General features: G+C 45.5%; 9 protein-coding genes. 5 read left to right on the top strand and 4 right to left on the bottom strand.

Features of this window, described 5'->3' with window-relative positions; translation table 11 throughout:
- Positions 1–58: 58 nt before the first annotated feature.
- Both DXE31_RS07145 and DXE31_RS07140 read right to left on the bottom strand, forming a co-directional pair.
- Complete coding sequence (locus DXE31_RS07145) at positions 59–3,592, bottom strand: UvrD-helicase domain-containing protein (RefSeq protein ID WP_231969464.1); 3,534 nt, start codon at positions 3,590–3,592, stop codon at positions 59–61.
- Positions 3,571–6,537: a PD-(D/E)XK nuclease family protein gene (locus tag DXE31_RS07140; RefSeq protein ID WP_231969463.1), complete on the bottom strand. Its 2,967-nt coding sequence runs from the start codon at positions 6,535–6,537 to the stop codon at positions 3,571–3,573. Before DXE31_RS07140 ends, DXE31_RS07145 begins: the two co-directional genes overlap by 22 nt.
- A 131-nt stretch (positions 6,538–6,668) precedes the next feature.
- On the opposite strand from DXE31_RS07140, the gene trxA reads away from it, so the two are divergent.
- From trxA to DXE31_RS07115, 5 genes are all read left to right on the top strand, one after another.
- Complete coding sequence (gene trxA / locus DXE31_RS07135; RefSeq protein ID WP_114698307.1) at positions 6,669–6,995, top strand: thioredoxin TrxA; 327 nt, start codon at positions 6,669–6,671, stop codon at positions 6,993–6,995.
- A gap of 278 nt (positions 6,996–7,273) precedes the next feature.
- A complete protein-coding gene (gene rho / locus DXE31_RS07130) occupies positions 7,274–8,536 on the top strand; it encodes a transcription termination factor Rho (protein WP_114698306.1) in 1,263 nt (420 codons plus the stop codon).
- 210 nt (positions 8,537–8,746) lie between these two features.
- Positions 8,747–9,079, top strand: a complete 333-nt coding sequence (locus tag DXE31_RS07125; RefSeq protein WP_114698305.1) for a type B 50S ribosomal protein L31 — start codon at positions 8,747–8,749, stop codon at positions 9,077–9,079.
- 89 nt (positions 9,080–9,168) lie between these two features.
- Positions 9,169–10,887 (top strand): ArnT family glycosyltransferase, encoded by a 1,719-nt coding sequence (locus tag DXE31_RS07120; RefSeq protein ID WP_114698304.1) that lies wholly within the window; start codon positions 9,169–9,171, stop codon positions 10,885–10,887.
- A 3-nt stretch (positions 10,888–10,890) separates the two neighbouring features.
- Complete coding sequence (locus DXE31_RS07115) at positions 10,891–12,282, top strand: MATE family efflux transporter (RefSeq protein ID WP_114698303.1); 1,392 nt, start codon at positions 10,891–10,893, stop codon at positions 12,280–12,282.
- Between the two features lie 46 nt (positions 12,283–12,328).
- Here DXE31_RS07115 and DXE31_RS11535 read toward each other — a convergent pair whose 3' ends face one another.
- Complete coding sequence (locus tag DXE31_RS11535; protein WP_231969462.1) at positions 12,329–12,481, bottom strand: hypothetical protein; 153 nt, start codon at positions 12,479–12,481, stop codon at positions 12,329–12,331.
- Entirely contained in the window at positions 12,481–12,807 is a 327-nt protein-coding gene (locus DXE31_RS11530; RefSeq protein ID WP_231969461.1) for a hypothetical protein, read from the bottom strand. The genes DXE31_RS11535 and DXE31_RS11530 overlap by 1 nt, the downstream gene beginning before the upstream one ends.
- Positions 12,808–12,811 lie beyond the last annotated feature (4 nt).

The following is a 12,811-nucleotide window of genomic DNA, read 5'->3' as shown; positions in this document are numbered from 1 at the left end:
CTACAAGCTCAAGGATGATGGGGAAACGTTCCATAGACTAATGAGAGTGGCTCATGTCTTACTTTACCTCAACTATCTCGCCCTTAGATGAAATCAGATACGCTTTGTTTGACTTATCTTTTCTAATCCGTGTGAGTTCAGATTGATAACCCTGTAATTGCTTGCGATACTTTTCGTATTTCTCACTACCCACCTCTGGGATGGTCAATTTGTAATCGATGATGGCCAAGTAATCATCTAACTCCACTAGACGATCTATACGATAGCTCTTGCCTTCTTCACTAGCAATATCCAGTTCATTCCATGCAGCAATCCATTCGCCTGATATTAAATAGCGCTTAAGCTCAGGGGTGGCTAATACCTTTTGAGTATGTGCAATCAGTTTGCTAGCAACTACTTGATCAACGCCTAGCCAGTTCATGATCTCTTGCTCATTGGGCATGGCTGGCTTTGTTTGATTGGCAGAGTCTGGTGTTAAGAACTCTAGTAACTTGTGGAAGCTTATACCCTCTTCTAGGATTTCTGGGTCGGCTGTTTTTTCTTCTTCAGTCTGAATAAATTGAGTGGTTTTACCACTCTCAATATCGAGTAACTGTTGCTGTTGAGACAGTTTTGCCTGCTCCCAAGTCACTTGCAAATCCTCGATGCAAAAGCGCTCATTGATTGTGGAACTTGCGAGAGCAGACTCTCTCTGTTTCATGTCATCACTCGGCATACGTTCCCCAAGCTCAACTGTAGGCAACTTACCGAACTGAACTCTCGCGTACCAGGATTTTGGATCTAAACCTTCTGGATTATTAGCCGTAGGTTCTTTGGCTACGCCACTGATCCACAAACCTTGTTTTGCTCTAGTCATTGCCACGTAGAGCAAGTTCCAGTTTTCATTTTGACTAATGAGCTCTTCTTCTCGAATGTTGCTACGAGGAGCAGTTAAGTTTGCTTTGGTATAGATCGATAGATGTGATGGGCTGCGATCATTAGGCGACCACTCTAGTAGCACACCAGAATGATCTGAGGCGCCCACCGTATGATTGGCGTCCAGAATTATCACAAAAGGTGATTCAAGACCCTTAGCCCCGTGAATCGTCATGATGCGGACGCGCTTATGTCTATCCTCTTCTGACATTTCACTATCTTCATCAATTTCGGCTAGCTCTACCTCGGCTTCAGCTTCTACATCGCCTTCGTCAGGCGTTTCATCTTCATCACCTCGACGCATAGCATTAATCTCATGAATAAAACGACTCAAACTTGGATAGCGGCCACCATCTTGATTGAGTGACAACTCTAAAAAGGCGTCCAAGTTAGCGACTATCTGTGCACGAGCCAAAGGCTGGGCACTTGTCGCATACCGAATCCGCAAATTGCTTTCTTGATAGATCTGATCAAGTAAATCGTGCACTGGAAGACGTTCCGCCAACACACGCCAGTGCTTCAAAAAACGAGCCACTTTCTGTACAGCAGCGTCTGAGCTATCTTGCAATACATCCCACCAAGAACGGTATTGGTGATTCGCCTTTGTAGTACTGAGGTTTTGCATTTGCTGATCTGTAAAACCAAAGATTGGGCTTCTGAGCACTTGTGCTAACCGTAAATCATGGCGCGGCGAGAGTAGCACTATGAGTAAAGCCACTAAATCATCAATCTCGAGCGTATTTAATAAGCCTCCCATTCGGGAGCTGTCATAGGCTAGGTTGGCCTCGCGCAGCGCCCTCTCAAACTGGGGCAAATATTTGCGACGTTTTACAAGCAATAGAAAATCGCTCTCTCTTGCTGCGCGCCAAACCATCTTGCCATCTTGCTCATCCATCACCTGATGCGTTGCCATCACCTCATGGATCAACCTACTCATTTCTTGACCCTCAACATAGCGCTGGGTTACAGCGATGGTTTGGTTCACATCAGTTATAGGAGAAGCAAATGCATTACCAGCACGAGAGATGAGCTCTGCTCTGACATAAGGCACTAGAGGCAATAATGCTGCCTCCCCTTCTTTGGCATAGATCTGGTCAGGCAAACCCTGTTCTAAAGACTTCCACAGAGTCTCTTGCCGATTAAATTCATAGCTTGGCGGCAATTGCGAGCGAACAAAGGTCTCGTTCACAGCCGAATTAATTTTAGGTGCGTTGCGCCTGGTGGTGTCTTGATCAAGCGCTACTGCGCCCATCTGCGCCCTCAAGAATTCTTTAGCGCTAGCAAATAAGCGTGGGTCTGCCCTACGGAATCGATAAATAGATTGCTTCGGATCGCCAACAATGAAGACACTCGGCTTATTAATATCTTCTCCATAGCCCTCAAACCAAGAGCGCAAAATTTGCCATTGCAATGGATTGGTATCTTGAAACTCATCAAGCAAGATATGTTTGTATTTAGCGTCTAAGCGCGCTTGTAAATAGGCAGCATTCGCAGAATCGGCCATTAATTTGCTGACGCCAATTTCTAAATCATCAAAGTCACGAACGCGCATTGACTCTTTAGCGGCAGCAACGTGCTCCATCATGCGTTCACTCATGGCAAACCAAGCTCGATTTAATTCATATGCAGTTTTTTCTGCCTGCCAATCCAAGTACTCGACAAATGCCTCTGCCCAAGCCTGTTTATAGACAATATGATCCGCTTCTAAATGGGCTTGCCCCTCGTTCTTCAGGTAGGTTTTGACGGCGCCTAAGGCCTTATTATTATTTGATCGCGATATCCCATCTGCATTTAAAAATATAAGCTGTAACTCAGCGGCCACATCCATGACATCACCGCCACGTTGCATACATTCCAAGGCTAAAACTAAGCGTGGCAAGAAATCGCTCTCCTGAGTACTGCTATGCGCAAAGCAACGCACAAGAAATTCAAAATCAGCTCTTGCCCTTGGCGCGTTCCACATGCGCAGCAAAGGATTTTCAGTATTGAGTTTTGGTAAAAATTGCTTGAAATGTTCAATCGGTACAATCCCATTTTCTTTGCATGCCTGAACAAAGAAAGTCCAAGCACCACGCTGCTTCATTAGTCCATAGTTACCCATTAAAAACTTTTGAGTATTGCTTGCACCCAACTCATTTAAGAGAACGTCATAGTGCGTCTTTAAATCTGCAGGAAGATCTCCCCACCAGTCGTCTAGACATTCCTCTATGAGTCGTTTGCCATCCTCACGCAAACTAAAGCCCGGCTGAACCTCTGCTGAAATCGGCGCAGCGTTTAATAACCTACCGAACCAGCCATGAAAGGTATCAATCACAATCGATTGGGGGCTGGACAAAACCTTTAAATACAGGGCTCTAGCCTGAGGTAGTAATGCAATGGCCTGCACTTTAGTAAGGCCTCGATTTTCCAAATCGCACGTGAGCGTAGCATCGTCTGCGGTCGAAAATGCTTCAAGCAAACCGTAGAGACGATCACGCATCTCTTGCGCTGCTTTACGGGTAAAGGTTAAAGCCAGGATTTCATGCGGCTTTGCTCCGGCTAGCAAGAGACGAATCATGCGTGCAACTAATAACCACGTCTTACCGCTACCAGCGCATGCAGACACAATGACTGATTGATGGGGATCGCATGCAATGGCGTTATCGAACTGCTTCATCACCACATCCCCTTCCTGCAAATACCCCTCGCCTCGCAGTATTTACAAACACCATCAGGGGCGAATGCCGCGAGCTCGTTGCCGGACCATAGCTTTTGCATGTCTTCCGTCAACTGTTGATTCAATGCCGGCATTAATTCTGATACATCTCCAATCTCTAAGGAGCGCTGTAACTTTTTATCGCGCTTCAGATCAACTTTCAAAGAGACCCACCCAGCTTGTTTTACTGGGTAGCCCTGGATTCGAGCGTTTTCTGGGCACTCATTGGCAGCGCGAGCATAAATAAGCAGTTGCGGATCATCTAAAAGGTGTTCAGCACGCTTTTTAATTTTAGTTACCGACTGATTCTTATATTCAATTACTTCAGCCTGCTGACCAGCTTCGTTGTTGATATCAAAACGATCTGCGCGGCCCTCAATGCGAATAATGCGACTTTTTCCATTGGCATCTTCAAAATGCAAATCGAAGCCTACTTTATGTTCAGCATTGTGATAGTGCCAGCCTCTTTCTTCTCTTAGCAATTGCCAATCAACAAAACTAGGGATTTGTTTTTGCCAATCACGCAAGATTCCTAGAACTCGACTATCTCCCTCAATCAAGCGTTTAAATTCTTTTTCAGAAATTGAATTTAATTGCTGCACCATCCATTGGCGACGCGCTTTTTTATTAGCTATGATTTGCGTGTCTACTTTTTGCTCTTCAGTCTTGAGAGCTTGATAAAAGTTACGTAGCAAAGCATGTAGCGATTGTCCAGCTAAAGAAGCATCAAAACCATCCTCAAACTCTTTTGCCTCACGCAGACCCAATAGGCTTCGAACGTAGTATTTATAAGGGCAATCTCTTAAAGCCTTATAGGCGCTAGGACTCATTGAGAGAGGCATTGGTAAATCATGCTCTAGAGTCGTGATTGCCTGCTGAATTGGCTTGGCTATACCTTCGTGCAATTGAGGTTGAGCAAGTACTTCTTTCCATTTTGGTAACACAGCCTGCAAGCGCTGTATCCAGGCTGATGGCCTCAAAGGTTCACCACTTTTACTTTTACTTTGCCAGAGCAAATCGACACTTGCACACGAAATTAATAGCTGTGAGAAATCTCGTGCTTGCTGAATGAATTGAGAAGTCATCGTTGAAGATTTCAGAAGGCGATTAAGCGCATCTGAAAAAAATAATGGCGGCTCGGAAAAAGCGGGTAATTGCTGCTCATCACAACCGACTACTACCACCGCATCAAATATTCGTAGCCGCGTTGAGCTCAGCGGCAAGATACTCAAATTGGCCTGCGACTCCTTGCCGGCTTCTTCATAGGAAGCCTCCTCCATGACCGATTTAATTAAGCTAATCCATTCTGGAAGTCGCATACCCAGATCTTGATAGCTAGACTTTAGGTCGAATGTTTGCACCACCTCCAACAATTGCCTTCCCGCTGCATCATCTTCCAGAGCCGTGACCATACCGGTTTCTTGCAAATTCTTGTGCAAGAGCGTATAAGCACTGGAGCAGTTCATATTAAGCTCTTGCCAACCATGGTGACGCTCTCTCACAAATTGCAGCAGTTTTAAAAGTGCCTCGTTTGGGATGGCATCATGACTTGATGCGTAGTCATTAGCCCGCTCAACGGCCATGTAAAACGTTTCCCAGCCAGACTTTGCTTGGCTCGCGACCAAGATGTCTTCCAGTTGAGCGACAAGTCCTATACATACCTCGGGTGCTTTTTGAATACAGCCAGGAATATTTAAGAATGGGTTTTGTAAAAATTCCAATAAGACGGCAGCTGTTGGGCCTTCCTTGGGAGCACGAATCAACTCTAGCCAACTATTCAACGCTGCTGCCGCTCGAGTGGTATCCAACTTCCAGCCAGTTTCATCGCGAATATTTAGTGACGGGCCTAAACGGGCGAATAATGCTCTTGCTCTTCTTGCCACAAGACGATCTTGCGCTACCAAAGCAATATTTTTCTTGCCAGCAATTAAATGTGTCTCGATTGATTTAGTAACTGCCCAAGCCAATTCTTCAAAACGTCTTGCGGAAATTAAATTCCAGTTAGGGTATGGTGCGGCCTTAATATTATTTTGGAGCTGTTTTTCTTGTTCAGCAGTTAATGGAGATAAATCTCCTGCTGCATCTTCTCCAGCAAGTGCTTCTGACCAGAGAGCTACTGCACTCCAATCTAATGAGACCCCAAGCACAGGAGCGTACTGAGCATAATCAGCTAGATACCTACTAATGACTTCGTGATCTACAGGCTTAGGATCGGCGGTTTGCACCCAAATCAAGGATCTCGACTGACCTTGGTTTGCCTTAGCTAAATCTAAATGGGCTACCATTGCAAATTGCTTACGAAAGACCGCATCTCCAGCACTACTAAGATATCGCCAAAATGTGAGTAATACTTTTGATTCTTGATCCACGACCTTTCTTGAAAGCTCTGGATAGACCGATGCAATCGTTTGATCCAATAGGTCTTCTAATTTTTTAGTCCATTCTTCCGAATCCAGAGTGGCACTCTGGATTAAAAAACTTAACTTGTCATGCAATTGCGCAATGATGGCTTCAGACAAAATATCGCATGCGTCAATCACCGATTTAGCAAGACCCCATGCACCCGAATCACTCTCTGCCTTGAACCAAGTTTTCAGTGTGGGGTGTTTACGCAAATTGACATAAACCGATAGCCACCTCTCCAAATCACTTTGTTTCTTAGGAAGCTTCCAAGTACCTGGGGCTGCCTCCAACCAGTCAGCAAAACTAATTACTTGCGGCAGAAAAGCAATATCGCTTGGTAGGCTCTTGGGTCGATTTTTTTCAAGAGCAGCTCTTACCCCGATCAATGGGCCTGCAGTACTGAGCACCACTAAGGGGCGCTGTTTGGTTTGCACCGCACAATCCCAAATCCCTTTTGCTAACTCGGTCAGCGCTTGGCTATTCGGCGTAATTGCCCATGCATGCGGATGCTTTTGCTCTGACATGGTAGGGAAAGGCTGGGACATGAATGGCGTACTTTATCTATTTTGAGCAGAACGTGCCGCTTATTGCTAATATAAGCGTTGTAACGCCATAGGTAAATAACTCGCTATATAAGTTTAAATAAGGAATTTTCATGAGTGCCGGCATTAAGTATGTAACTGACGCTTCTTTCGAACAAGACGTCCTCAAGTCCGATAAACCTGTTCTGCTCGACTTCTGGGCTGAGTGGTGTGGTCCTTGCAAGATGATTGGACCAATCCTGGAAGAGCTCGCTGGTGAGTATGGCGACAAGATCCAGATTGCAAAAATGAATGTGGATGAGAACCAAGGCGTTCCTGCCCAATTCAATATCCGCGGCATTCCAACATTGATCCTCTTTAAAAATGGCACTGTAGCTGCTCAAAAAGTAGGCGCTCTGGCTAAATCTCAGCTGACCGCTTTTCTTGATAGTCATCTGTAAATAGCCTCAGATCATAGGTTCACCTGCTGAGCCTGTGGTTTTTACCAATTTTCCGGCACTTGTCACACCCGTTTTTTAGTGTAGTATTGCAATTAAGAGTAGTTTAGCGCTTTTGCGATTTCCCATTAGCGCCCTCTTTCTAGTAATTTACCCCCCTTCTTTTCGCAACTTTCTAAATTCTGTTTCTCTACATTTGTCTAATCTCCATCTAGACAGCGATACCTCAAAACAAATTCATCTTCTATTGATTTTTCCTTTTATTAACACCCGAGAACGACATGCAATTAACTGAACTCAAAGGCCTCCACGTATCCGCTCTGCTCGAAATGGCAGTTAGCTTGGAGATTGAAAACACCCAACGGATGCGCAAACAAGAATTGATGTTTGCGATTCTAAAAAAACGCGCTAAGGCTGGTGAAACCGTTTATGGTGACGGCACCTTAGAAGTATTGCCTGATAGCTTTGGATTCTTGCGCTCTCCGGAAGCTTCTTACATGGCTTCTCCAGACGATATTTATATTTCTCAAGCACAGATTCGTCGCTTTAACTTACACACCGGTGACAGCGTTGAAGGTGAAGTCAGAACCCCTAAAGATGGTGAGCGATATTTTGCTTTGGTCAAGGTAGATAAGATCAACGGCTTAGCCCCTGAAGCCCTAAAGAATCGCATCATGTTCGAGAACTTAACGCCTTTGCATCCTAATCGGGTGATTGGCTTAGAGCGTGATATCAAAGCTGAAGAGAACCTCACCGGTCGAATCATCGACATGATCTCTCCTATTGGTTACGGTCAACGCGGCTTAATTGTGGCATCACCGAAGTCCGGTAAGACAGTGATGATGCAGCACATAGCGCATGCAATTTCTGCCAACAATCCTGATGCCATTCTGATTGTCTTGCTTGTAGATGAGCGCCCTGAGGAAGTCACTGAAATGCAACGCTCGGTACGCGGTGAAGTGGTAGCGTCTACTTTTGATGAGCCAGCAGTACGCCACGTGCAGGTTGCTGAGATGGTGATTGAAAAAGCTAAACGTTTAGTAGAGATGAGTAAAGATGTGATCATCTTGCTAGACTCAATCACTCGTCTTGCTCGCGCATACAACACCGTCGTCCCTTCTTCAGGCAAAGTACTTTCAGGTGGTGTGGATGCGAATGCTTTGCAGCGCCCAAAACGCTTTTTCGGCGCAGCCCGCAATATTGAAGAAGGCGGCTCGCTCACCATCATTGCTACCGCCCTGATTGAAACCGGTAGTCGTATGGATGACCTCATCTATGAAGAGTTCAAAGGTACCGGCAATATGGAAGTCCATCTTGAGCGTCGTTTGGCTGAGCGTCGTGTTTATCCTTCGATTAACCTCAATAAGTCTGGCACTCGTCGCGAAGAGCTCTTGGTTAAAGCTGAGAACCTACAAAAGATCTGGGTATTGCGTAAATTGCTGGCCGATATGGACGATATCGAGGCGATGAACTTTATTGTCGATAAGCTCAAATCCACCAAAAATAATGGTGAATTCTTCGACCTAATGCGTCGCGGCGGATAATTTAGACCATTTTAAAGCCCCAAAAGGGCCTTTAATGTAAAAAGGGGCTGTTTTAGCCCCTTTTTACTTGTCAAAACAGCGCTTTGTTATTGATTTCATGGCATAATTTGGTTTTTACTGCACCCATACATGCTTTTAAAGCCTGGGAAAGTGTTTAAATCAACTTGACCTCAATGTGACTTTAACGGCTACCCGCTCATAGGACTCAACATGAAACCTGGCATTCACCCCGAATATCGTGAAATCGTCTTCGTAGACGTTTCCAATAATTTCAGCTTTAAGACTCGCTCCACAATGTCTACTAAAGAGACGATCAAGTGGGATGATGGCAATGAATATCCATTAGCCAAGATCGAGACTTCATCTGAATCACATCCTTTCTACACAGGCACCCAAAAGATTATGGATACTGCCGGTCGTGTTGAGAAATTCCATCAGAAGTTTGGCACCAAAGCTATTGCTAAGGCTTCTGGTGATGGCGCTGCCAAAACAGCTGAGAAAAAAGCTGCTGCTGCAGCAGCAGCAGCCAAGAAAAAGGCTTAATTCATTTCTATTCGCAGGGTATGCGAAATACCTGCTCTGCGAAATAATCAAGGCAGCGTTTGCTGCCTTGATTATTTTGAATGTCCCATATGGTCAAACTAACCGCCGCCGCCACTAAATCGATTCCGCGCATCATTATTTTTGCGTTGACCTTGGTTTATGGTTTTGCTGGCCTCTTCTTTCGGGATCCCTGGAAAAATGAAGATGCGATTGGTTTTGGTGGCATGTGGACATTGTTTCGTGGCAACTCTCTTGATTGGGTTGTACCTCACTTAGCAGGCCGTGATATCTCGTTGGGCACGCCTCTCCCCTATTGGATGGGCGCCACCCTGATTGAATGGTTTGGCCCCTTGATTGGTGCCGCCAATGCAGCACGTTTGTATTCTGCAATTTGCTTTTTCTCAGCTGCTCTTGCAATTTGGTATGCGACCTATTTGCTAGGTCATCGTCGTGAAGTGCAACCAATGGCATTAGCAGTTGGTGGTCAGCCAGATTTAAAGAGTTACGGCATGACGTTGGCTGATGGTGCGCTCCTGATCTTCTTGGCATGCGTTGGGTTTGCACAACGCGCACACGAAACTACTCCGATGATGATGCAACTCATGGGCATTAGTATTGTGTTGTATGGAACCGTACGTGACTTAGACAAACCATGGCAAGGTGGCCTGTGGACTGGTCTTGGTATTGCAATCGTCGCCCTGTCTAGCAATCTCACCTTGAGCCTGATTGTTGTGACATCCACCATCATTGCAGTGATTACGAGTAATGCCAAATTGCGTTTTCGCTGGACACTAACCAGCACCATCTTGGGATTAATAGGCTTTGCGCTTTGGCCACTGATTTGGTATTTGACTGATTTACCTCCTTACTGGCGCCATATCGCGGAAGAAGGCTGGCGCAGCATGCCAGAAATGCGTGCCACCCCCTCTATTGAGTCCTTAGGCTTTTTGAGTGTGAACTTTTGGGCTTACACTTGGCCTATTTGGCCGCTAGCTATTGTGTCACTCGCCCATTGGGGTCGCACAAAAGAATCCGGCGCATTGCGTGCACCTCATCTTGCTATTCCGCTGAGCCTATTTATCGGATGCTTAATTTATGTACTGTTTAGGCTCGAGGCTAACGAACATGATTTAATGATTTTGATTCCTAGCCTTTCTATTATTGCTGCATTTAGTTTGCCGATTTTAAAGCGCAGCGTTATCAGCTTTATTGATTGGTTTGCGATGTTTAGCTTCACTCTCATCGCGCTTGCTATTTGGATTATTTGGCTTGCAAAAGTTACCGGTTATCCGGAGTCAACCGCGGCCAACATCGCTCGCCTACTTCCGGGATTTGAAAGCCAATTTAACGTACTGGCATTTATCGTAGCACTTGTCATTACTGGATTATGGCTAGCAGTTGTACGTTGGAGAACGTCACGGGCCCCCAAAGAAATCTGGCGCTGTCTCATTATTTCAGCCTCAGGCACAACATTGATGTGGGTATTACTCATGACCCTTTGGTTACCCACTATCAACTATGCGAAAACCTATCATCATGTATCTGCGCGCCTAGTAAAGGTAATCCCCTCGGGAGGTGGCTGTATCGATACTAGTAATTTAGGCTCTGCACAGCTAGCCTCATTTGAATATTTCTCTAAGCTGAATTTACGTGATGATCCACATTGCCGGTGGATGCTCACCCACAGCCAATCAGAGGCAAAAGCGTACGCAAAACTGAATAATAAAAAGCTCACCCTTCTATGGGAAGATCGTCGCCCGGCTGACCGCGATGAACGTTTACGTCTCTACGAAGTTATCCCAGAATAAATCGTGCTGCACTTTAAGTGGTCGCGACTGCGCGAGGATATTCCCTCCTTATTAAAACTTGCTGGTCCTTTATTAGTTGGTCAATTAGCGGTAATTGCTTTTGGTGTACTCGATACAGCTATGACAGCTCGTTACTCTGCCGATGATTTAACTGCACTAGCAATGGCATCAGCGATCTTTATCAGTATTTACGTTGGCTTAACTGGCGTAGTTTCAGCCCTCGCACCTATTGCGGGACCACTCTTCGGCGCCAAACGCTTTTCAGAAATTGGTGAAGAGGTACGTCAAGCAACCTGGCTAGTCGTCGGCCTAACGATTTTGGGCTGCCTCATTTTGCTTAACGCGGATCACTTATTAGCTATTGCAAAAATGAATTCAGTCATTGAGGACAAAGCAAAGCTATACCTCAATATTTTAGCAATTGGCTTACCTGCTAACATGGCAATGCGCGTCCTCATGGCATTACACAATGCCGTTTCACGCCCGACCGTAATTACAGTTGTGCAGATTATTGGTCTCGCCCTGAAATTACCCCTCAATCTGCTCTTTATTTATGGCGGCTTAGGAATAGAAGGCATGGGTGGACCTGGTTGTGCAGTAGCAACCGTCATCATTAACTGGCTATGGCTACTCATGACTTTAGGCTTTGTTCTGTTCGATCGCTTTTATAGGCCATTTAAGATCTTTTCGCATTTTAGTCTACCAGACTGGCATCGCATCTGGACCCTATTAAAACTGGGCACGCCAATTGGCTTTAGCTACTTAATTGAAGTGACCTCCTTTACCTTCATGTCCCTATTTATTGCTCGCCTCGGAACAACCGCCTTAGCCGGTCACCAAATTGTGGCCAATATGGGGACCGTCATTTATATGGTGCCCTTGTCACTTTCGATTGCGACGATGACGCTGGTATCCCAATCGATTGGCGCTAATAAGCCCGAGCGTGCCGAAGAGATTGGTTGGTCCTCGGTATTTTTTACTACAGCGCTTTGCATCACGATTGGCATTGCTGTCTGGATCTTTAGAGTGCAATTGCTAGACTTGTATGACCCACCTGAGGAAGTCAAAGCGTTTTCTATTCCCCTCTTTCTTTTTATCGCGTTTTACCAAGTATTCGATGCACTGCAGGTAGCTGCAGCATTTATTTTGCGCGCGTACCGCATCGCATTTTGGCCAATGGTTATCTACGCAGGCTCACTGTGGGGCGTAGGACTTGGTGGTGGCTACCTATTGGGATTCAATGTACTAGGCAATACACCCACATTCCTGCAAGGCGCCAATGGATTCTGGGCTAGCAATAGCCTTAGCCTAGCCTTAGCTGCGTGCTTTTTGCTTTATCTATTTAGAAGAGTGGCGGAGCACTATGAAAGCACGCATCCGCCTATAGAGGCGTAATACCGGTCGATTGAATCTGATTGGTCCACGTGCTTCGTTTTTGTGATTACTTATATACCTTCACAGTAGATGCATCATCATCTAGACGCCTCTTGAGATTGTGAACTTGCCCTGCTGATCCGGGATTGTTTGTAATAAAGTTCTGGTCAGCCAGATGTTTGCGAACATCGTCAGCCAAATCTAATGAAGCCAACTTCATCAGTTTTGCCATGCTAAATTCATAAGCAGTATTCTGACCATCAATTTGCACATCCTTACCCTCTCCAGAGGCGACAAATGAAGCAACAATTTGTGTAATCTTGGCATCACAACAATATGAAAGTCCACCGCGACTTCAAGCGTCATTCTTTGAGAGGTAGATTTTGTACCTGAAATGTCAGCCACATTATCCGTACTAGAGACTTCAGTTAAAACGCCATACAGAACGTAATCCGCATCGCCGAAATCGCCAGCCTTAATCCGCTTCACGATATCAAAGTACTCATCACCTTGATTAGCTGTAGCTACATTCGCTGTAGCTTGCACAACT

The organism is Polynucleobacter necessarius (assembly GCF_900095185.1).
Classification (GTDB): Bacteria; Pseudomonadota; Gammaproteobacteria; order Burkholderiales; family Burkholderiaceae; genus Polynucleobacter.
Note: the sequence above shows the minus strand (reverse complement) of the source record. Positions and strands in the feature narration are given on the sequence as shown.

Excerpts from the sequence above, each read along its gene's own strand:
- DXE31_RS07140 (WP_231969463.1), bottom strand. The coding sequence starts at position 6,537 with ATGTCAGAGCAAAAGCATCCGCATGCATGGGCAATTACGCCGAATAGC.
- trxA (WP_114698307.1), top strand. The coding sequence starts at position 6,669 with ATGAGTGCCGGCATTAAGTATGTAACTGACGCTTCTTTCGAACAAGAC.
- rho (WP_114698306.1), top strand. The coding sequence starts at position 7,274 with ATGCAATTAACTGAACTCAAAGGCCTCCACGTATCCGCTCTGCTCGAA.
- DXE31_RS07125 (WP_114698305.1), top strand. The coding sequence starts at position 8,747 with ATGAAACCTGGCATTCACCCCGAATATCGTGAAATCGTCTTCGTAGAC.
- DXE31_RS07120 (WP_114698304.1), top strand. The coding sequence starts at position 9,169 with ATGGTCAAACTAACCGCCGCCGCCACTAAATCGATTCCGCGCATCATT.
- DXE31_RS11535 (WP_231969462.1), bottom strand. The coding sequence starts at position 12,481 with ATGAAGTTGGCTTCATTAGATTTGGCTGACGATGTTCGCAAACATCTG.